The sequence below is a fragment of the Streptococcus sp. FDAARGOS_192 genome (assembly GCF_002073815.2).
Classification (GTDB): Bacteria; Bacillota; Bacilli; order Lactobacillales; family Streptococcaceae; genus Streptococcus; species Streptococcus salivarius_H.
In genome coordinates this window covers 1,296,091-1,315,957 of the sequence record NZ_CP020431.2, presented here as the reverse complement: position 1 = coordinate 1,315,957, position 19,867 = coordinate 1,296,091, and the positions used below count along the sequence as shown (strand labels likewise).

General features: G+C 40.3%; 23 protein-coding genes and 1 tRNA gene. 21 read left to right on the top strand and 3 right to left on the bottom strand.

Going from position 1 to position 19,867, the window contains the following annotated elements:
- Positions 1-2 precede the first annotated feature (2 nt).
- The 5 genes from A6J31_RS06780 (at position 3) to A6J31_RS06760 (ending at position 4,977) form a co-directional block, all read left to right on the top strand.
- Positions 3-1,157 carry an ABC transporter ATP-binding protein gene (locus A6J31_RS06780; RefSeq protein WP_002884517.1) on the top strand — a complete coding sequence of 385 codons (1,155 nt, stop codon included), beginning with the start codon at positions 3-5 and terminating at the stop codon, positions 1,155-1,157.
- Complete coding sequence (locus tag A6J31_RS06775; protein WP_021143764.1) at positions 1,141-1,935, top strand: ABC transporter permease; 795 nt, start codon at positions 1,141-1,143, stop codon at positions 1,933-1,935. Before A6J31_RS06780 ends, A6J31_RS06775 begins: the two co-directional genes overlap by 17 nt.
- The gene (locus A6J31_RS06770; protein ID WP_002884421.1) at positions 1,932-2,708 is read left to right on the top strand and encodes an ABC transporter permease; all 777 of its coding nucleotides are present in this window, start codon (positions 1,932-1,934) and stop codon (positions 2,706-2,708) included. Before A6J31_RS06775 ends, A6J31_RS06770 begins: the two co-directional genes overlap by 4 nt.
- Complete coding sequence (locus A6J31_RS06765; RefSeq protein WP_080610774.1) at positions 2,701-3,768, top strand: ABC transporter substrate-binding protein; 1,068 nt, start codon at positions 2,701-2,703, stop codon at positions 3,766-3,768. The genes A6J31_RS06770 and A6J31_RS06765 overlap by 8 nt, the downstream gene beginning before the upstream one ends.
- Before the next feature lie 309 nt (positions 3,769-4,077).
- Positions 4,078-4,977 (top strand): SPFH domain-containing protein, encoded by a 900-nt coding sequence (locus tag A6J31_RS06760; protein ID WP_004183097.1) that lies wholly within the window; start codon positions 4,078-4,080, stop codon positions 4,975-4,977.
- A gap of 43 nt (positions 4,978-5,020) precedes the next feature.
- Here A6J31_RS06760 and A6J31_RS06755 read toward each other — a convergent pair whose 3' ends face one another.
- Entirely contained in the window at positions 5,021-5,416 is a 396-nt protein-coding gene (locus A6J31_RS06755) for a VOC family protein (RefSeq protein ID WP_002884456.1), read from the bottom strand.
- A gap of 115 nt (positions 5,417-5,531) precedes the next feature.
- Here A6J31_RS06755 and A6J31_RS06750 point away from each other — a divergent pair, with 115 nt between their 5' ends.
- The 14 genes from A6J31_RS06750 to A6J31_RS06685 all read left to right on the top strand — a co-directional run bounded on the left by A6J31_RS06750 (position 5,532) and on the right by A6J31_RS06685 (position 17,363).
- Complete coding sequence (locus A6J31_RS06750) at positions 5,532-6,425, top strand: ROK family protein (protein WP_048790227.1); 894 nt, start codon at positions 5,532-5,534, stop codon at positions 6,423-6,425.
- 154 nt (positions 6,426-6,579) lie between these two features.
- Positions 6,580-7,674: a 3-phosphoserine/phosphohydroxythreonine transaminase gene (gene serC, locus A6J31_RS06745; RefSeq protein WP_080610773.1), complete on the top strand. Its 1,095-nt coding sequence runs from the start codon at positions 6,580-6,582 to the stop codon at positions 7,672-7,674.
- 12 nt (positions 7,675-7,686) lie between these two features.
- Positions 7,687-8,244 carry a GNAT family N-acetyltransferase gene (locus tag A6J31_RS06740; RefSeq protein WP_080610772.1) on the top strand — a complete coding sequence of 186 codons (558 nt, stop codon included), beginning with the start codon at positions 7,687-7,689 and terminating at the stop codon, positions 8,242-8,244.
- Between the two features lie 18 nt (positions 8,245-8,262).
- The gene (locus A6J31_RS06735) at positions 8,263-9,441 is read left to right on the top strand and encodes a 3-phosphoglycerate dehydrogenase family protein (RefSeq protein ID WP_080610771.1); all 1,179 of its coding nucleotides are present in this window, start codon (positions 8,263-8,265) and stop codon (positions 9,439-9,441) included.
- A 54-nt stretch (positions 9,442-9,495) separates the two neighbouring features.
- Positions 9,496-9,990, top strand: coding sequence for a methylated-DNA--[protein]-cysteine S-methyltransferase (locus A6J31_RS06730; protein ID WP_014634869.1), 495 nt, complete (start codon positions 9,496-9,498; stop codon positions 9,988-9,990).
- 34 nt (positions 9,991-10,024) lie between these two features.
- Positions 10,025-10,378, top strand: a complete 354-nt coding sequence (locus A6J31_RS06725; RefSeq protein WP_014634868.1) for an arsenate reductase family protein — start codon at positions 10,025-10,027, stop codon at positions 10,376-10,378.
- A 57-nt stretch (positions 10,379-10,435) separates the two neighbouring features.
- Positions 10,436-10,506, top strand: a tRNA-Thr gene (locus tag A6J31_RS06720).
- Between the two features lie 152 nt (positions 10,507-10,658).
- Positions 10,659-11,033, top strand: a complete 375-nt coding sequence (locus A6J31_RS06715; protein ID WP_002884266.1) for a CidA/LrgA family protein — start codon at positions 10,659-10,661, stop codon at positions 11,031-11,033.
- Complete coding sequence (locus A6J31_RS06710) at positions 11,026-11,721, top strand: LrgB family protein (protein WP_002886784.1); 696 nt, start codon at positions 11,026-11,028, stop codon at positions 11,719-11,721. The genes A6J31_RS06715 and A6J31_RS06710 overlap by 8 nt, the downstream gene beginning before the upstream one ends.
- 85 nt (positions 11,722-11,806) lie before the next feature.
- Positions 11,807-12,367 carry an HAD-IA family hydrolase gene (locus tag A6J31_RS06705; protein ID WP_037611867.1) on the top strand — a complete coding sequence of 187 codons (561 nt, stop codon included), beginning with the start codon at positions 11,807-11,809 and terminating at the stop codon, positions 12,365-12,367.
- Entirely contained in the window at positions 12,368-14,320 is a 1,953-nt protein-coding gene (gyrB, locus tag A6J31_RS06700; RefSeq protein ID WP_037601635.1) for a DNA topoisomerase (ATP-hydrolyzing) subunit B, read from the top strand.
- A gap of 96 nt (positions 14,321-14,416) precedes the next feature.
- Positions 14,417-16,141 (top strand): septation ring formation regulator EzrA, encoded by a 1,725-nt coding sequence (ezrA, locus tag A6J31_RS06695; protein ID WP_080610770.1) that lies wholly within the window; start codon positions 14,417-14,419, stop codon positions 16,139-16,141.
- 111 nt (positions 16,142-16,252) lie between these two features.
- Entirely contained in the window at positions 16,253-16,900 is a 648-nt protein-coding gene (gene serB, locus A6J31_RS06690) for a phosphoserine phosphatase SerB (RefSeq protein ID WP_080610769.1), read from the top strand.
- A 223-nt stretch (positions 16,901-17,123) separates the two neighbouring features.
- Entirely contained in the window at positions 17,124-17,363 is a 240-nt protein-coding gene (locus tag A6J31_RS06685) for a hypothetical protein (protein WP_014634861.1), read from the top strand.
- Between the two features lie 37 nt (positions 17,364-17,400).
- On the opposite strand, the gene A6J31_RS06680 is transcribed toward A6J31_RS06685, so the two are convergent.
- The gene (locus A6J31_RS06680) at positions 17,401-18,291 is read right to left on the bottom strand and encodes a DMT family transporter (RefSeq protein WP_080610768.1); all 891 of its coding nucleotides are present in this window, start codon (positions 18,289-18,291) and stop codon (positions 17,401-17,403) included.
- Positions 18,292-18,406: 115 nt separating this feature from the next.
- A complete protein-coding gene (locus A6J31_RS06675; RefSeq protein ID WP_080610766.1) occupies positions 18,407-18,772 on the bottom strand; it encodes a histidine kinase in 366 nt (121 codons plus the stop codon).
- 246 nt (positions 18,773-19,018) lie between these two features.
- On the opposite strand from A6J31_RS06675, the gene A6J31_RS06670 reads away from it, so the two are divergent.
- Entirely contained in the window at positions 19,019-19,384 is a 366-nt protein-coding gene (locus tag A6J31_RS06670; protein WP_080610765.1) for an OsmC family protein, read from the top strand.
- Between the two features lie 93 nt (positions 19,385-19,477).
- Positions 19,478-19,861, top strand: coding sequence for a PaaI family thioesterase (locus tag A6J31_RS06665; RefSeq protein ID WP_080610763.1), 384 nt, complete (start codon positions 19,478-19,480; stop codon positions 19,859-19,861).
- Positions 19,862-19,867: the final 6 nt, after the last annotated feature.

The following is a 19,867-nucleotide window of genomic DNA, read 5'->3' as shown; positions in this document are numbered from 1 at the left end:
AATTGACTAATCCGATTATTGCCTTTCGAAACGTCTCAAAAGTGTTTGAAGACAGTGGCACACAAGTTTTAAAAGACATCAACTTTGAATTAGAAGAAGGTAAGTTTTATACCCTACTTGGGGCTTCTGGTTCTGGTAAATCAACAATTTTGAACATCATTGCAGGTCTCTTAGATGCGACCAGTGGTGACGTCCTTTTGGATGGAAAGCGTATCAATGATATTCCTATCAATAAAAGGGATGTCCACACCGTTTTCCAATCTTATGCCCTCTTTCCACATATGAATGTCTTTGACAATGTGGCTTTTGCCCTTAAATTGAAAAAGGTGCCTAAAAAGGAAATCGAAGAGCGTGTAGAAGAAGCCTTAAAGATGGTTCAACTCAATGGTTATCAAAAACGCTCAATTCAAAAATTATCAGGTGGTCAACGTCAACGTGTTGCCATTGCCCGAGCAATTATTAACCAACCACGTGTGGTCCTTTTGGATGAGCCCTTGTCAGCACTGGATTTGAAACTACGTACTGAAATGCAATACGAGTTGCGCGAATTGCAGCAACGTCTAGGGATTACCTTTGTCTTTGTAACCCACGACCAAGAAGAAGCCTTGGCCATGTCGGATTGGATTTTTGTTATGAACGATGGTGAAATTGTTCAATCAGGAACTCCGGTTGATATCTATGACGAACCTATTAACCACTTCGTTGCAACCTTTATTGGAGAATCTAACATCCTACCAGGTGTTATGATTGAGGACTATTTGGTTGAGTTCAATGGGAAACGTTTTGAATCTGTTGATGGAGGAATGCGTCCTAACGAACCTGTCGAAGTGGTTATTCGTCCTGAAGATTTGCAGATTACACTTCCTGAGGAAGGCAAATTGCAAGTTCGCGTGGAAACTCAGCTCTTCCGTGGGGTCCACTATGAAATCATTGCCTATGACAATCTTGGCAATGAATGGATGATTCATTCAACCCGTAAGGCGATTGAGGGTGAGATTATCGGTCTTGATTTTACGCCTGAGGATATTCATATCATGCGTCTTAATGAGACAGAAGAAGAGTTCGATGCACGTATTGAAGAATATGTGGAAGTGGAAGAACATGAAGATGGCTTGATTAATGCCATTGAGGAGGAGCGCTATGAAGAAAACAGCTAGCCTCTTCTCGGTACCTTACCTCCTTTGGCTCCTACTCTTCGTGGTTGCTCCAGTGCTCATGCTACTCTATCAGTCTTTCTTTGATATCAGTGGCAACTTTACTTTGGATAATTATGGCACCTTCTTTTCCAGTTGGACTTACTTAAGGATGAGTTTTAACTCGGTTCTTTATGCAGCCATCATTACTCTGGTAACGCTTATTATCTCTTATCCGACGGCATATCTTTTAACCAGACTGAAGCATAAGCAACTTTGGTTGATGTTGGTCATTTTGCCAACCTGGGTCAATCTCCTTCTGAAAGCCTATGCTTTTATGGGGATTTTTGGTCAACAAGGCGGTATCAATGCCTTTCTCGGTTTCTTTGGGATTGCACCCATGCAAATCCTCTTTACGGATTTCTCCTTTATTTTCGTAGCTAGTTACATTGAAATTCCCTTTATGATTCTACCGATTTTCAATGCACTGGATGATTTGGATGAAAATATTGTGAATGCAAGTAAAGATTTGGGAGCCAATGATTGGCAGACCTTTACCAAGGTTATTTTTCCCTTATCGCTTAATGGGGTACGCTCTGGTGTCCAGTCGGTCTTCATTCCTAGTCTCAGCCTCTTTATGCTGACACGCTTGATTGGTGGTAACCGAGTTATCACCCTAGGGACAGCTATCGAACAGCATTTCCTCACGACACAAAACTGGGGAATGGGGGCAACCATTGGTGTTGTTCTTATTGCTGCTATGATTGCGACAATGTGGTTAACAAAGGAGAGACGTCAATGAAAAAATTTGCAAATCTCTATTTAGCTCTTGTCTTTGTTATCCTTTACCTGCCAATCTTTTATTTAATCGCCTATTCTTTCAATAGTGGTGGCGATATGAATAGTTTCACAGGTTTTACTCTGGATAACTATCAGAGCATGTTTTCAGATAGCCGACTTATGTTAATCCTGGCTCAAACCTTCTTTTTAGCTTTCCTTAGCGCTCTTCTGGCAACGATTATTGGTACCTTTGGGTCTATCTTTATCTACGAGAGTAAACAGAAGCAGCAGACTGGGATTTTATCTCTAAATAACGTGCTCATGGTTGCACCGGACGTTATGATTGGTGCAAGTTTCTTGATTCTCTTCACCTTGATTGGTTTCCAACTAGGTTTTGTATCTGTCTTATTGAGTCACATTGCCTTTTCAATCCCAATCGTGGTTCTCATGGTGTTGCCACGTCTCAAGGAAATGAATCGAGATATGGTGAATGCCGCTTATGACCTAGGTGCCACTCAATGGCAGATGTTACGTGAGGTTATGTTGCCATACTTGACACCTGGTATTATTGCTGGTTATTTCATGGCCTTTACCTATTCATTGGATGACTTTGCAGTAACCTTCTTTGTAACGGGGAATGGTTTTTCAACACTTGCTGTGGAAATTTACTCACGTGCACGTAAAGGGATTTCTCTGGAAATCAATGCCTTGTCTACCGTTGTTTTCCTATTCTCTATTCTTTTAGTGATAGGTTACTATGCGATTACCAAGGAGAAGGAGGAGCAGGATGCGTAGACTCTATCAATTTCTGGCAGGTATCTTAGCCATTATCTTCTTCCTTTGGGGTATCTCTGCCTACATGCAGAGTCGTACAGGAAATGTGTCGGACAAATTAGTTATCTATAACTGGGGTGATTATATTGACCCAGACCTCCTGACCAAATTTACAAAAGAAACGGGCATCAAGGTTCAGTACGAAACCTTTGATTCCAATGAAGCCATGTATACCAAGATTAAGCAGGGCGGAACAACCTACGATATCGCTGTACCGTCAGACTATACCATTGATAAAATGGTTAAGGAAGACCTTTTGGTGAAGTTGGATAAATCTAAAATCAAAGGTTTTGACCAGATTGGTTCAAGCTTTAAAGGGCTTAGTTTTGACCCTCACAATGACTATTCCATCCCTTATTTCTGGGGAACTGTCGGTATTGTTTATAATTCAAAATTGGTGAAAAAAGCACCACAGCACTGGGATGATCTTTGGTCACCAGATTACAAAAACCAGATTATGCTAGTTGATGGTGCGCGTGAAGTCCTTGGTTTCTCACTCAATAGCCTGGGATATAGCTTGAATACGAAGAACATGACTGAATTACGTTTGGCTGAAACTAAACTTAATAGTCTAACACCAAATATCAAGGCTATTGTTGGTGACGAGATGAAGGGCTACATGGTTCAAGGTGATGCGGCCATTGGAGTAACCTTCTCAGGGGAAGCTAGTGAGATGCTTGATAAAAATGAGGACCTACGTTATGTTGTCCCATCTGAAGGCTCAAATCTTTGGTTTGATAATCTGGTGATTCCTAAGACTGTAAAGCATGAAAAAGAGGCTTATGCCTTTATCAACTTCATGCTTAAACCGGAAAATGCAGCCCAAAATGCTGAATATATCGGTTATGCCACACCTAACCAAGCAGCTAAAGCTTTGCTTCCAAAGAGTATTACTGATGATAAAGCCTTTTATCCATCAGAATCAACCATTAAAAACCTTGAAGTCTATAACAACTTAGGACAAAAATGGCTCGGAATCTATAACGATATTTACCTTCAAGTTAAAATGTATCGTAAGTAAGTCTTTTGAGATTTGAGTTTTGGATGCCATCTAGAATGATTCTTCAAACGATTTTATTTTCGAAAATACTAAGAGGCTGAAACGATTTCGTTTCAGCCTTTTTCTTATATCGAAAAGTCTCGCCTGTTGCGTACAACTCTCTCGATTAACAGGAGTTTCCAAGTTTTCAAGAGTGCTGACATATAAGCGATAAAGAAAGTGTCTCTTTTACACTATTTCGAACGAGCTATGCTATTTTTCTTGAAAAATTGTATCACTGTGCTATAATAAAGCAAAGAAAATTTTAATGTTTATTTTGGAGGACTTAACATGCAAGCAGCACTTCTCTTTTTACTGTTTTCATTCCTGATTATTTTGGGAATTCTCATCAGTATGCTTTACGTTGTACGTCAACAGTCAGTGGCTATCGTTGAACGTTTTGGGCGTTATCAAAAAATTGCAACGAGTGGGATTCATATGCGTTTACCATTTGGTATCGATAAAATTGCCGCTCGTATTCAATTACGTTTGCTTCAAAGTGAGATTGTGGTTGAGACTAAGACAAAGGACAATGTCTTTGTCATGATGAATGTGGCTACTCAATATCGTGTTAATGAGCAAAATGTTACAGATGCTTACTATAAACTCATGCGTCCAGAAGCTCAAATTAAATCATACATTGAGGATGCTCTCCGTTCATCAGTTCCTAAATTGACGCTCGATGAACTCTTTGAGAAGAAAGATGAAATTGCCCTTGAGGTTCAACACCAAGTGGCTGAAGAAATGACAACTTATGGTTATATCATTGTTAAGACCTTGATTACCAAAGTTGAACCAGATGCTGAAGTTAAACAGTCTATGAACGAAATCAATGCTGCTCAACGTAAGCGTGTCGCAGCTCAAGAATTGGCAGAAGCTGATAAGATTAAGATTGTCACAGCAGCTGAAGCTGAAGCTGAAAAAGATCGTCTTCACGGGGTTGGTATTGCCCAACAACGTAAGGCTATCGTTGATGGATTGGCTGAATCAATCGCAGAACTTAAAGAGGCCAATGTGGGTATGTCTGAAGAGCAGATTATGTCTATTCTTTTGACTAACCAATACTTAGATACGCTTAATACTTTTGCGGCTAAAGGCAATCAAACCTTATTCCTACCAAATAATCCAAACGGTGTGGATGATATTCGTACCCAAATTTTGTCAGCCTTAAAGACAGATAATAAAAATTAAGCACAAAAAGAAGCCAGATCTATACGATCTGACTTTTTTTGTTTTATTTTTCTAGGAATTGCGTCAAACGGATAACTTCAATCTTATAGCCATCTGGATCAGTGATAAAGTAGTACATTTTTGGTTTACCAGGAAGACCTGAGAGGTCTGTAACAGTGTAGCCAGCCTCTTTGTGAGCTTGGTGTGTAGCTTCTAGGTCATCAACACCAACGGCGATATGACCATATCCATCCCCGAGATCATAAGCTTCATGGTCGTAGTTATAGGTTAATTCCAACTCATAATCAGGATCATCTTCGAGTTGTAAATAGACAAGGGTGAACTTATATTCTGGAAAATCATTTCGACGAGCTTCTTTGAAACCAAGTGCCTCTTTATAAAATTTAAGTGAGGCTTCTAGGTCCTTGACACGGACACAAGTGTGTAGAAATTTAGTCATGTGAGATACTCCTTTTATCTAATTGTGTAAGTTTATGATAGCATTTTGGAACCGTTTTTTCTAGTTTTTGCTCTTTTGTGTTATAATGACGAAAAACAATCTGTGGAGGATGCTTATGACGATTTTAGCGATTGATTTTGGGGGAACACAGGTGAAGTCAGCACTTGTTTCGGAGCAGTTCGCCATTGAAAAGAATCTGCCGACGCAGTCATCCCCACAAACCTTGGAACAAGCTATTGACGTGATTGATCAGATAGTTACTTCAGTTAAAGTAGACTTATCAGGTTTAGCAATTAGTGTTCCAGGGACAGTTGATACTGAGGAAGGTGTGATTTATCATGGTGGCTTATTGAGGTTCTTCCACGGCTTTCGTATTAAAGAGGTCCTCGAAGCCAAGTACCATCTGCCTGTAATGGCTCTTAATGATGGTAAAGCAGCGGCCTTAGCAGAGCTAGCCACAGGTCATTTGCAAGGAGTGACCAATGGTGCAGCCCTTGTTTTGGGTTCAGGTCTAGGTGGTGGATTTATTATTAATGGTAAACTTTTTCAAGGAAGCCACTTTCAAGCGGGGGAGTTGACCTTTCTTTTACCAGTTCAAATGGAAAAAGTTGATCCTTCATTGATGCGAGGCATGACTTTGTCGGCTGTCGGTTTAATTACCGAGGTAAATGAAGTGCTAGGTAACTCAGATTTAAAGGATGGTTTAGCCGCATTTAAGGCCATAAATGCAGGAGATAAAACGGTCTATTCGCTTTTTGAAAGCTATTGCCGTAATCTAGCCATTACCATTTTGAATCTTCAAACCATCTTTGATGTGGAAACCTTTGTTATTGGAGGTGGTATTTCAGCTCAGCCGATACTTATCGAGGAGGTCAACCGCCAGTTTGATAAGGTTCACCATGAGATTGACTTTATCGGTAAAATTATTAAACGTCCCGAGATTGTTGCTTGTCATCATCATAATGGAGCTAATCTAATTGGGGCAGCCTATTTTCTTAAGCAAAAATAAACGGATACTAAAATCAATTACTGATAAGAATATACATAAAATACCTAACTTTTTTGAGGCGAGCGGTTAATCCCGTTCGTTTTTTACTGTTAACACTTTACAATATTCAGAAAATTCGCTATAATAGGACCATTAAAATTTTGGAGGTGTCTTTATGACAATTTATAATTTCTCAGCAGGACCTGCTACATTACCAAAACCAGTGCTTGAAAAAGCCCAAGCTGAATTGCTTAACTATCAAGATTCCGGTATGTCCGTGCTAGAAATGTCCCACCGTTCTCCAGAATTTGACAAAATCGTTAAAGATGCGGAAGCGACACTTCGTGAGCTTATGGCCATTCCTGATAACTATAAGGTTATTTTCTTGCAAGGTGGCGCTTCAACACAATTTACAATGGTCCCACTTAACCTCGCTCAAGGTAAGAAAGCTTACTACCTTGTAGGTGGTTCATGGGGTAAAAAAGCTTATACAGAAGCTGTTAAACTTTCAAAAACTATTCCTTTTGAACCAATTCTTTTGGCCTCTTCAGAAGAAACTGTTTACGATCATATCCCAAGTTTTGACCCAGCAACAATTGATCCAGAAGCTGCTTATGTTCACTTGACAACGAACAATACCATTGAAGGAACATCTATCTACGATTTGCCTGATACTAATGGTGTGCCAATTGTAGCTGACATGTCTTCAAATATTTTGGCTGCTCGTTACAATGTTGAGGACTTTGCCCTTATCTATGCTGGTGCTCAGAAAAATATTGGACCTGCTGGGGTGACAGTTGTTATCGTTCGTGAAGACTTCCTTAACGACCAACCACAATTGTCTGCCATGTTGGATTACCGTATTCAAGCTGAAGCAGGATCACTTTACAATACACCACCATGTTTCAACATCTATATTTCAAAACTCGTCTTTGACTGGGTTAAAAATGAAATTGGTGGCGTGGACAAGATGGCTGAAATTCAACGTGAGAAATCAGGTCTTCTCTACGACTACATTGAGTCATCTGATTTCTACACAAATCCTGTCAAAGATGCCAAGGATCGTTCTGTCTGCAACATCCCATTTGTAACACCAAGTAAAGACTTGGATGCTAAATTTGTAGCAGAAGCAGATGCTCTTGGTTTCAAGAATATCAAGGGGCACCGTTCAGTGGGTGGTATGCGTGCCAGTGTTTATAACGCCTTCCCACGACAAGGTGTGCTTGACTTGATTGATTTTATGAAGAAATTTGAAGCCGAAAATAAATAATTAGGTAAAGAGATGGAAATTAGACAAGCCTTCCCAAATGAAATTGGGGCTATCATGACTGTGATTGAGAGTGCTAGAACTGCTTTAGCAGAAGTGGGGAGTACTCAATGGCAAGGAGCTGATGGTTACCCTACTGAAGAAACTATCTTTGACGATGTCCTTAATGGGCAGGCCTATGTAGGAATTGTTGATGGTCAAATCGTTTCTTATGCTGCGGTGATTGTTGATGGAGACCCTGCTTACGACAAAATCTATGATGGGGACTGGAAACACCACAATAAGCGCTACATTACTTTTCATAGAATCGCCGTTTTAAGTGAATTTTCGGGTCAGGGCATTGCTCAAACCTTCATTCAAGGTCTTATTGAGGGAACGGATGCTCATGATTTCCGTTGCGATACGCATGAAAAGAATACTGTCATGCAGCATATTTTGGAGAAACTTGGCTATGTCTATTGTGGCAAGGTTCCTATTGATGGTGAACGTCTTGCTTATCAGAAAATCAAAACTAAGCGAGAGCAAGCCTTTTATCAAGAACTTGATGAAGCAGCTCACCACGGGATACATTGATTTAAGAGGAATAAAATTATGGTATTTAGTGTAAAAACGTATAACAATATTAACCAGATTGGTTTGAAGGAACTTGGAAATCATTTCCAAATTGATGGTGATTTAGCGGAAAATCCGGATGCCTATATCATTCGTAGTCAAAATCTCCATGACACTGTTTTTCCTGACAACTTGAAAGCTATTGCGCGTGCTGGTGCAGGTACTAACAATATCCCAGTTGACGAAGCAACTGAAAAAGGGATTGTTGTCTTCAATACTCCAGGTGCCAATGCCAACGCTGTTAAAGAAGCTGTTTTGGCCTCTATCTTACTCTCAGCACGTGACTATATTGCGGCCAATGCTTGGGTTAACACACTTAGTGGTGATGATGTTCCTAAACAAATTGAAGCAGGTAAGAAACAGTTTGCAGGTAGCGAGATTGCTGGTAAGACATTGGGTGTTATCGGGCTCGGTGCTATTGGTGCACGTATTGCCAATGATGCTTACCGTTTGGGAATGAAGGTCTATGGTTACGACCCATATGTTTCTATTGAAGCTGCTTGGAATATCTCTCACCATGTAAAACGTGTTTCTGATCTTAAAGAGATTTTTGAAAACTGTGACTATATCACTGTTCACGTTCCATTGACACCAGATACAAAAGGTACTTTCAATGCGGATGCCTTTAACCTCATGCAAAAAGGGACAACTATCATTAACTTTGCCCGTGCAGAGTTGGTAGATAACGATGCCCTCTTTGATGCTTTGGAAACAGGTGTGGTTAAACGCTATATCACCGACTTTGGTACAAAAGACCTCCTTAACAAACCTAAGGTGACTGTCTTCCCACACGTTGGTGGATCAACAAGTGAAGCAGAACTTAACTGTGCGATTATGGCTGGTCAAACCATCCGTCGTTTCATGGAAACAGGTGAAATTGTTAACTCTGTTAACTTCCCACGTGTGCAACAGGCCTTGAGTGCCCCATACCGTATCACTTTGATTAATAAAAACGTGCCTAATATTGTGGCTCGTATCTCTACTGCGGTTTCTGATTTTAATATCAATATCGATAATATCATCAACCGTTCTAAGGGTGACTATGCCTATACACTTCTTGACCTTGATGAAACAGACAAATCTAAGATTGATGAATTGGTTGCTAAGTTTGAAGCTAGTGACAATATCGTTCGTGTGCGTTTGATTAAAGGTAAATAATAAGAGTTAATTGACAGGAACAAGAGATTCCTGTCTTTTTGTTATAATAAAGACATGCTTTATCGTCAGTATTATTTATCTCCTATTGGACGCTTGTGCTTGGTGGCAAGTGACCAAGCGCTTTATGGTATTTGGTTGGAGGGGCAAAAACATTTTCAGGCAGGTATCAAGGAAGAGGAGTTAGTAGACACCTCAAATCCTATCTTGAAAATGACCAAGAATTGGTTAGAGGCTTATTTTAAAGGAGAACATCCAAATCCAGATAAACTGCCTCTAGCTGATAGAGGGACGGCCTTCCAGCTAAAGGTTTGGTTAGCTTTACGGGACATTCCTGCGGGGCAGAGCATAACTTATAGTCAGATTGGTAAAGTGATTTCATGTCAATCAGCTCAGGCTGTAGGAACTGCTGTTGGTAAGAATCCCTGGTTGATTCTGATCCCTTGTCATCGGGTTCTTCCTAGTAGTGGTCATATAGGAAATTACGCCGCAGGAGAAGACGCCAAGCGTTTCTTACTTCATTTAGAAGGCATTAGGTTTGACAATCCTTAGATAGATATCTTATGCTAGAAAAAAGGAGAAAATTATGTACACTTTTTATGAATATCCCAAATGTAGCACTTGTCGTAAGGCAAAGGCAGAACTCGATCAATTAGGTTTAGATGTTGAATCTATTAATATTAAGGAAAATCCACCTTCAGCTCAATTTTTAAAAGAGCTTTTGGTAGGGTCAGATTTAGAACTTAAGAAATTCTTCAATACGAGTGGTCAATCCTACCGCTCTCTAGGTCTAAAGGATAAGTTGCCAACCCTATCTCTTGATGAAGCTGTTGAACTCTTGGCTTCAGATGGTATGTTGATTAAACGTCCTATCTTGATTAAAGATGGTAAGGTTTTACAGGTTGGTTACCGTACACCTTACCAAGACTTAAATTTATAAAAAATAAGCAAAAAATCTTGCCACAGGAAATAAAAGTATGGTAAGATTAAAACAGTTGCCGCTATAGTTAAATGGTATAATAGAGCAATGGTAATGCTCCGTTCCGAGTTCAATTCTCGGTGGTGGCATCTGTGATAAAGTCCAGCCTTAGGGTTGGATTTTTTTATATTCAAAGAGGCTGATTTATACCTCTCAATTTTTCAAAAGAATTTACTGAAAACTCTTGAAATTCAAAAAAAAAGGAGTAGACTAATAGGTGATTAAACCTAGGAGGCAAGTCGTGAAATACTACGTTCAATTCATGTTGATTTGTTTGTTTGCCGTTATTGGTGAAGCTATTTCAACATTCTTCAAATTACCTATTCCTGGAAGCATTATTGGCCTGTTCTTGCTTCTTATTGCTCTTCAGCTTAAGTGGATTCGTCTACGTCATATTCATGCAGTAGCAGAGTTTTTAATTGCCAATATGACTATTCTATTTTTGCCAGCAGGTGTCGGTATTATGGAACGATGGAATGCTATTTCAGCGAATATTGTCCCTATTATTTTGATTATTATGGGAGCCTTGGTTCTTAATATTGTAGTGATTGCAGTAGTTGTCGGTTTCATCAAAAAACATTTTGAAGGTGATTACGAGGAGGTTAAACGTGGCTAATTTTTTTAATACACCCTTGTTTGGGCTAACACTTTCTGTACTAGCTTACACAATAGGGCTTTTGATTTATCGCCGTTTTCCTAATCCTTTAACAACGCCTCTTCTTGTATCGACTGCCTTGATTATTGTCATTTTGCACTATACAGGTATTTCCTACAAGGATTACTATGTAGGTGGTTCTTACCTTAACAGTTTGATTATTCCTTCAACAGTCGCGCTAGCAGTTCCTTTTTATAAAAATCTACACCTCATGCGCCATCACTATAAGAGTATTCTAATTGGATCAACTGTTGCCTGTGTTTTAAATACGAGTTATACGGCCCTGATTGCTAAGCTTTTTGGGATGGATTATTTCCTAGCCATCTCTCTCTTTCCTAAGTCTGTAACGACTGCCATGGCTGTAGGAATTTCGGAAAAAATGCAGGGGATTACGACAGTAACCTTGGTTGTCGTTGTTATTACGGGTATCTTAACCTCTGTCTTGGGTCCTGTCTTCTTAAAAATGATTGGCATTAAAGATCCAGTTGCTATCGGACTTTCACTCGGAGGAACTGGACACGCCGTAGGTACCGGAGCTGCCTTCAGATATGGTCAGGTTGCAGGTGCCATGGGTGGTCTTTCAATTGCTGTAACAGGGATTCTATATGTCTTTATTAGTCCCATTGTGGCAAGTTTGATTCTGAAATAAAAAATTAAGGTTTGGATAGCTTATCCAAGCCTTTTTAGCTGTGAAAAACAAGCAAAATCTGACCTTTTATGGTATAATTAAGGTTATGAATTATGGAGATTATATCTGGGATTTGGGTGGTACCTTGTTGGATAATTACCAGGTATCAACCCAAGCCTTTCTAGCAACTTTAGAGCAATTTGGTCGGACGGCAGAGCACCAAGAAATTTATGATGCCCTTAAGGTATCAACCAGCACAGCTATCGCGAAATTTGCTCCCGATATAGCCGATTTTCGAACCCTATACAAACAGGAGGAAGCTAAGCATTTGCAAGAGCCTGTACTTTTTGAGGGGGCTAAGGCTATCCTCGCTAAGATAGTGGAAGAAGGTGGGCGTAATTTCTTGGTTAGCCACCGTAATCACTTGGTGCTAGACATCCTTGATAAGGCAGAGATTGCCCCTTATTTTACGGAGGTTGTAACTTCTGAAAATGGTTTTGCTAGAAAGCCTAGTCCAGATAGTTTTCTTTATTTAATTAACAAATACGATATTAAACATGGCTTGGTCATAGGTGACCGCCAGATAGATATAGAGGCTGGTCGAGCAGCGGGTCTGGATACCTTGCTTGTTGATGGCCACAAATCATTATTGGAGATTGTGACATAGATGACTGATGAATTAAAAAATCTTGAAGAAAAAGCGCAAGAATATGATGCCAGCCAGATTCAGGTCTTAGAGGGGCTTGAAGCGGTACGTATGCGCCCAGGTATGTATATTGGATCAACCTCAAAAGAAGGGTTGCATCATTTGGTATGGGAGATTGTCGATAACTCAATCGATGAGGCCTTGGCTGGTTTCGCCACTCATATTCAGGTCTTTATTGAGCCGGACAATTCTATCACCGTTGTCGATGATGGTCGTGGTATTCCAGTCGATATCCAAGAAAAAACTGGCCGTCCTGCAGTTGAAACGGTCTTTACAGTACTTCACGCTGGTGGTAAATTTGGCGGAGGCGGTTATAAGGTCTCTGGTGGTTTGCATGGGGTTGGTTCTTCGGTCGTTAATGCCCTCTCAACACAACTTGATGTTAAGGTTTATAAAAATGGCCATATCCACTTCCAAGAGTATAAACGTGGGGTCGTGGTAGCAGATTTAGCAGTAATTGGTGAAACAGAGAAACATGGTACGACTGTCCACTTTACGCCAGACCCAGAGATTTTCCAAGAAACAACCGAGTTTGATTTTGGAAAATTGGCTAAACGTATCCAAGAGCTAGCCTTTTTGAATAAGGGGCTCCGTATCTCTATCACAGATAAGCGTGAGGGTCTCGAACAAGAGAAACATTATCACTACGAAGGTGGTATCACGTCTTATGTGAAATACATCAATGAAAACAAGGATGTTATCTTTGACGAACCTATCTACACTGATGGTGAGATGGATGGTATTTCGGTTGAAGTTGCTATGCAATACACAACTGGCTATCATGAAACGGTGATGAGTTTTGCTAACAACATTCACACCCATGAAGGTGGTACCCACGAACAAGGTTTCCGTACAGCCTTAACGCGTGTCATTAATGACTATGCGCGTCAGAATAAGATTCTCAAAGAAAAAGATGATAATTTGACTGGGGATGATGTTCGTGAAGGGTTGACTGCTATCATCTCTGTCAAGCATCCAAACCCACAGTTTGAAGGTCAAACCAAGACCAAGCTTGGAAACTCTGAAGTGGTTAAGATTACCAATCGCCTCTTCAGTGAAGCTCTGAGTCGCTTCCTCTTGGAAAATCCTGCTATTGCTAAGAAGATTGTTGAAAAAGGGATTTTGGCTTCTAAGGCCCGTATCGCCGCTAAGCGTGCCCGTGAAGTGACACGTAAGAAGTCAGGGCTTGAAATTTCTAACCTTCCAGGGAAGTTGGCAGACTGTTCATCAAACAATGCCGAAATGAATGAACTTTTCATTGTCGAAGGGGACTCAGCCGGTGGTTCTGCTAAGTCAGGGCGTAACCGTGAATTCCAAGCTATCTTGCCAATTCGAGGTAAAATTTTGAACGTTGAGAAGGCTAGCATGGATAAGATTCTAGCCAATGAAGAAATTCGTTCTCTCTTCACAGCTATGGGAACAGGTTTTGGAGCTGAATTTGATGTCAGTAAGGCACGTTACCACAAGTTGGTCATCATGACCGATGCCGATGTCGATGGGGCTCACATCCGTACCTTGCTTCTGACTTTGATTTACCGCTTTATGCGTCCAGTCTTGGAAGCAGGCTATGTCTACATCGCTCAACCACCAATTTATGGGGTTAAGGTTGGTTCTGAGATTAAAGAATACATCCAACCTGGTGCCGATCAAGAAGACAAATTGCGTGCTGCTCTTGAAAAGTATAGTGTGGGACGTTCAAAACCTACGGTACAACGTTATAAAGGTTTGGGTGAAATGGATGACCACCAACTTTGGGAAACAACCATGGATCCTGAAAATCGTTTGATGGCACGTGTTTCTGTGGATGATGCTGCAGAAGCAGATAAGATTTTCGATATGCTGATGGGAGACAAGGTTGAACCTCGCCGCGAATTTATCGAAGAAAATGCCGTTTACAGTACTCTAGATATCTAATATTCTTTTAGAAAAGGGTGCAATGCTAGGATAACTATGATATAATCGTAATGTTATTCTACATTTATGAACATAATAGACGATTAAGGAGAAACTATGTCTAGCGGAATTGTTTTACTGATTGTAGTGGTAGTTATGCTCGTAATTATCGCTTACTTAGTCGGTATTCTTATTAGAAAACGAAATGATTCGCGGATTGCAGAGCTTGAAGAACGCAAGCAAAGATTATTTGACTTGCCAGTTAATGAAGAAATTGAAGAAGTCAAAAAGCTTCACTTGATTGGACAAAGTCAGACAACCTTCCGTGAATGGAATCAGAAATGGATAGATATCTCGACAAATTCATTCGCAGATATTGAAAATCATATTTTCGAAGCTGAAAATATGAACGATACCTTCCATTTCTTCAAGGCTAGTGGTGAAATTAATAACATTGAGAGTCAGTTGGATCTTGTGGAAGAAGACATCAAGTCTATCCGCGAGGCGCTCTCAACCTTGAAAGAACAAGAAGAAAAGAACAGTGCTCGTGTTAAGCATGCACTAGACTTGTACGAAGAGTTGCAAAACTCAATCGAGGAAAACTCTGATAATTTCGGTTCTACCATGACCGAAATCAATAAACAGCTTAAAAACATTGAAGCTGAGTTTGCAGAATTCGTGACTCTTAACTCATCAGGTGACCCTGTTGAAGCATCTACTATCTTGGATCGTGCAGAAGAGCACACTATTGCATTGGGTCAAATTTCAGAGAAAATTCCTGCTATTGTAGCTAAGTTGGAAGATGATTTCCCAGATCAGTTGGATGATTTGGAATCTGGCTATCGCAAGTTGATTGAGCAAAATTATCACTTCCCTGAGAAAAATATCGAACGTCGCTTCCAAGAAATTCGTGAAGCTATCCGTTCAAACTCAAGTGAGTTGGTTTCTCTTGATTTAGACCGTGCGGAAGAAGAAAACGCTGAGATTCAAGAAAAAATTGACAACTTGTATAGCATTTTTGAACGTGAAATTGCCTCATACAAGGTTGTTATGCGTCAAAAGAAAGTTTTGCCAGATTATCTCAAGCATGCTAAAGAAAACAACAAGAAACTTCAAGAAGAGCTTGAGCGTCTCATGTTGACTTACATCTTCGATGAAACTTATGCGGCAGATGTTCGTAGCTTTGCATCTGATATTTCAGGTGTGGAGACAGCTGTTCTTCCAACCCTTGAAAACTTTGAAACTCAGGTGAAACCATTCTCAGAACTTGAGAAAATCTTTGAAAAGAGTCTTAATACCTTGTCAGCTGTTGAAAATGGTCAGGTTGAGGTCTTTGAAAATCTTCAGGCTATTGAGAAAAACGAAGCTAAAGCACGTGAAGAGCTTGATGTTTATGTTAATAAATTGCATGTTATCAAGCGTTACATGGAAAAACGTAACCTGCCAGGTATTCCTCAATCCTTCTTGAGTGTCTTCTTCTCAACAAGTGCTCAAATTGAGGCCCTTATGGACGAACTCAGCCGTGGCCGTATTAATATTGATGCGGTAATGCGTTTGACAGAAACATCTAAAAACGCCATTGATCATTTGGAAGAGACTGCTTACTTGGTTGTTCAAAATGCAACCTTGACTGAGCAACTCTTGCAATACTCAAACCGCTACCGTTCGTTCGAACCTGCTGTTCAAAGTAGCTTTGAGCATGCACTTAAATTGTTTGAGGTTGATCATGATTATGATGCATCTTTGGAAGAAATCTCTTATGCCTTGGAAACAGTTGAACCAGGTGTGACAGATCGTTTTGTATCATCTTACGAGAAGACACGCGAACAAATTCGTATGTAAGAGAAAGATTCTGGACTGCGGTCCAGATTTTTTTGTAAGGTCCGTTTTTCATTTCATATTTGAATTAAATCTAGTGAAGGCTTATATAGACATCGAAGAATCGAGGTAATTATGTCAGAAGTTAAAGGTTTATTAGTTATGGACGTAGATTCTACGCTAGTCCAAGAAGAAGTTATTGATTTATTGGGAGAAGAAGCAGGCGTTGGTCAAAAGGTTGCTGAAATCACAGAGCGTGCCATGCGTGGAGAATTGGATTTTAGACAGGCCTTGAATGAGCGTGTGGCGACCCTCAAGGGATTACCAGAGAGTATATTTGACAAGGTCTACGCTCGTATTCATTTCAACAAGGGAGCCAAGGAACTTGTAGATGAACTCCACGCCCGTGGCTTTAAGGTAGGCTTGGTTTCTGGAGGTTTCCATGAGACTGTGGATAGACTAGCAGTTGAAGCAGGAATCGATTATGTTAAGGCTAATCACCTAGAGGTGGTTGATGGTGTCTTAACTGGTAAGGTCTATGGTGACATTGTCACCAAAGATGTCAAGGTAGCCAAACTCAAAGATTGGGCAGCAGAAAATGGTCTCGAACTCTCGCAAACCATTGCTATGGGTGACGGTGCTAATGATTTGCCTATGATTAAGACAGCTGGCATCGGCATCGCCTTTTGTGCCAAACCAATTGTCCGTGAACAAGCGCCTTACCAAATCACAGAACCAGATTTGTATAAGGTGATTAAGATTTTGGATGAGGTTAAGAAATAGAACAGATAAAAAGAGTCCTTTGGATAATTCCAAGGGACTCTTTGTGCAGCAAAAAAGCACCGAATCGGTGCCACTTTTTCAAGTTGAATACGGACTAAGCCTTATTTTAACTTTGCTGCCTTGTTTCAAATGGTTTGATTTCCCAATATAACGATTTTCATTTGACTTATCCTCAAACTCATCCTATCATAGAGGGGTCTAGTATTGAAATGGGGGAAGAGACATGTTATACGAATATCCAGCGATTTTTCACACGATTGAGGAAGGTTATCAAATTAGTTTTCCTGACTTTGGTCGTAGCATTAGGGCAGATTCTTTGCCTCTTGCCATGACGAAAGCATCTGTGTTTTTATCACATATTATTAAAGGGTATGGAGATAAGCCTTTACCTGAGCCGACTGCGGTTAGCAGTATTCCTAATGAGGAAGAACTCGTCGTTTTGATTCAAACAGAGCTTGATTAAGACTAAAAAACTCTCGGAAGATTAATTCCCGAGAGTTTTAGTTTTTATTGGCCACATAGACGCCCAGGACGACTAAAATGCCTGCAAAAATTTGTAGCTGCGAGAAGGGTTCTCCTAAGACGACAACAGCAGCTAGAATAGATATAATTGTCGAAATCCCAATGAAGGAAGCTGTTCGGTTAACCCCGATATTGGCGATGGCAAAATTTGATAGCAAATAGCCCAGAACACTACATCCCAAGCCTTGATAAAGGATAGTGATTGTAAATTTTGGATTGGTCAAAGGAAGAAGTAAGAGTTCTTTTAAGTAGCCAGCTAGAAAGCCTTGGCTGAGTGCAAAGAGTCCAAATGTCAGGCAACCACTGGCAAGCATAAAATAGGTAATCTCAAGGCTGGTGAATTGACTTGCCCTTTCAACATCAACGCAATACAGGGCGTAGGAGATGACTGCTAGCCCTAGAATCAAGTAGCCAACAAGGGAGAAGTGAGTAGAACCGCCAGCAGCAAAGACAGCCATGATAATACCGACAAGGGTTGTGATGACACCGACCACTTGCCAACGGCTAGGCCATTCTTTTAAAATTAGGCTGGACATGATAAGGGCAACGACTGGGATACAGGCGAGGAAGGCTCCGCTTTCAGAAGCAGTCGTCATACGAATGCCAATCGTTTCACAGATAAAATAGATTATTGGATTGAGGATGGCAATACGTGTCAGAGGTTTAAGATTTCTACCGTTAATGTTTATCCGACGTCGACTGATGAGAAAATAAAGGTTGATAAAAAGGAAGGCGGTGACAAAGCGCCAAGAGATCAAAGCCAGGTCACTGACCTGTGCTGTGATAGATTTGGTAAAGATAAAACTGAGCCCAAAGAGAATCTCACAAGTCGCTGCAGCCAAACATCCCAAGATGATTTTATTTTTCATTGTCTCACCTCCTGAATTTGGATTTCCACGCCTATTATAGCACTTTCAGGAAGCGTTTACATCAATCTAAACCTAAAAAATAGACTAGCAGAAGAGCTAGCCTTTTTTATCTTATTTAGTTACCAATTGAGACAGTCCCGTCTGATCCAACTTTGACATTTGTACCGTCTTGGCTATTAACGTCGACTGAGCCATCTTGACCAACTGTTGCGCTGTTACCTTCGCTATCGTTGGCTTCGACAGTATTATTACCGTTTGTTTTTGCTGAGTTACCGTTTCCGTCGCTGACCTCAGTTGATCCGTCTTTGTTGACTTTTACTGAAGCACTTGAATCAGTTGAAGAAGATTCTTTGGTCACCTTACTTGATGATGGTGTTGAAGATGACGAGTCAGTTTTGTCTTTAGAGTTGCCACATGCTGCTAAGGTCAACAAGGCAAGAACTGAGACAGAGGCTAAAGTTAATTTAGAAAATGTTTTCATAATAGTCTCCCTTTTTTCTTAGTAAATTCATTTTAAATGAAAAAACGAAATTTTAAAAGCGCTTCCAGTCGTTTTTACCCAACTGTAATTCCTTGGTAATATCAGTGTTGTACAAGGCTAATCTATTGGAAAATAAGAGCTAAAAGCCCTTACGCTTTTTCTTCTTTTGATAGATATTTAAAAGCGTTCAGCTCGGTCCTTAAGGCTCTCTTTGTTATAATAATAAAAAAAGATTGAGGTGATATGATGTATCAAACAACAATTAAAGGTGACAAACGTTTCCATTCGCTTTCAGAGGGTTATGGAGCACCTGTGGAACTTTTTGGCTATACGGAAGATGGGGAAACACCTATGAGTTTGGTGAATATTGCCTTGGCTTCCTGTGTGACCATGTGTCTACAGAGTTATTTTGCCAAGTATCAGGGAATCGAGGAGTTTGCTATTCAGGTTGATTCCAACTATGAAGAAGACCATTTCACCCTTACCATTCATTTACCTGAGGATCTGATTTTGGAAAATGAGCAAGAACTCTTGGCTTTTGTGGATAATTTTTGCCGAGTGAAGAAGCTTTTTCGTGAAGATATTCAGGTTGATATTAGCTTAGCCAAATAAGCTTACTATCCTTTATGAACTTCGTGTTATACTAGTAGATAAAGACGTGTCATTTCACTAGGTGTGGAATGAGCAACAATAGGAGGGCTTGCTATGCAAGACAAACTACATGAAATCCGTGTGTTTGAGAATTTTCAAGAAGAACTATTTGAAACGGGACATGTCATTGTGACAACTAAGGTAGTCGAGAAGTCCCTGAATTATTTTGGTAATGCTCACGGGGGCTATTTGTTTACGCTTTGTGATCAGGTCGCAGGGCTCGTGGCCATTTCAACTGGTGATTATGCAGTGACGCTTCAGTCTAATATCAATTATCTCAAGGCAGGGCATTTGTCTGACCAACTCAAAATTGAAGGCCTGTGTGTTCATAATGGCAAGACGACTAAGGTGGTTGAAGTTGTTATTACTAATCAGGAAAATAAAATTCTTACAAGGGCTACATTTACCATGTATGTGACAGGGTCGGTCGAGGAATAGAAAAGG

Bases quoted from the DNA above. Each gene is read 5' to 3' on its own strand.
- A6J31_RS06775 (WP_021143764.1), top strand. From the start codon at position 1,141: ATGAAGAAAACAGCTAGCCTCTTCTCGGTACCTTACCTCCTTTGGCTC.
- A6J31_RS06770 (WP_002884421.1), top strand. From the start codon at position 1,932: ATGAAAAAATTTGCAAATCTCTATTTAGCTCTTGTCTTTGTTATCCTT.
- A6J31_RS06765 (WP_080610774.1), top strand. From the start codon at position 2,701: ATGCGTAGACTCTATCAATTTCTGGCAGGTATCTTAGCCATTATCTTC.
- A6J31_RS06760 (WP_004183097.1), top strand. From the start codon at position 4,078: ATGCAAGCAGCACTTCTCTTTTTACTGTTTTCATTCCTGATTATTTTG.
- A6J31_RS06755 (WP_002884456.1), bottom strand. From the start codon at position 5,416: ATGACTAAATTTCTACACACTTGTGTCCGTGTCAAGGACCTAGAAGCC.
- A6J31_RS06750 (WP_048790227.1), top strand. From the start codon at position 5,532: ATGACGATTTTAGCGATTGATTTTGGGGGAACACAGGTGAAGTCAGCA.
- serC (WP_080610773.1), top strand. From the start codon at position 6,580: ATGACAATTTATAATTTCTCAGCAGGACCTGCTACATTACCAAAACCA.
- A6J31_RS06740 (WP_080610772.1), top strand. From the start codon at position 7,687: ATGGAAATTAGACAAGCCTTCCCAAATGAAATTGGGGCTATCATGACT.
- A6J31_RS06735 (WP_080610771.1), top strand. From the start codon at position 8,263: ATGGTATTTAGTGTAAAAACGTATAACAATATTAACCAGATTGGTTTG.
- A6J31_RS06730 (WP_014634869.1), top strand. From the start codon at position 9,496: ATGCTTTATCGTCAGTATTATTTATCTCCTATTGGACGCTTGTGCTTG.
- A6J31_RS06725 (WP_014634868.1), top strand. From the start codon at position 10,025: ATGTACACTTTTTATGAATATCCCAAATGTAGCACTTGTCGTAAGGCA.
- A6J31_RS06705 (WP_037611867.1), top strand. From the start codon at position 11,807: ATGAATTATGGAGATTATATCTGGGATTTGGGTGGTACCTTGTTGGAT.
- gyrB (WP_037601635.1), top strand. From the start codon at position 12,368: ATGACTGATGAATTAAAAAATCTTGAAGAAAAAGCGCAAGAATATGAT.
- ezrA (WP_080610770.1), top strand. From the start codon at position 14,417: ATGTCTAGCGGAATTGTTTTACTGATTGTAGTGGTAGTTATGCTCGTA.
- serB (WP_080610769.1), top strand. From the start codon at position 16,253: ATGTCAGAAGTTAAAGGTTTATTAGTTATGGACGTAGATTCTACGCTA.
- A6J31_RS06685 (WP_014634861.1), top strand. From the start codon at position 17,124: ATGTTATACGAATATCCAGCGATTTTTCACACGATTGAGGAAGGTTAT.
- A6J31_RS06680 (WP_080610768.1), bottom strand. From the start codon at position 18,291: ATGAAAAATAAAATCATCTTGGGATGTTTGGCTGCAGCGACTTGTGAG.
- A6J31_RS06675 (WP_080610766.1), bottom strand. From the start codon at position 18,772: ATGAAAACATTTTCTAAATTAACTTTAGCCTCTGTCTCAGTTCTTGCC.
- A6J31_RS06670 (WP_080610765.1), top strand. From the start codon at position 19,019: ATGTATCAAACAACAATTAAAGGTGACAAACGTTTCCATTCGCTTTCA.
- A6J31_RS06665 (WP_080610763.1), top strand. From the start codon at position 19,478: ATGCAAGACAAACTACATGAAATCCGTGTGTTTGAGAATTTTCAAGAA.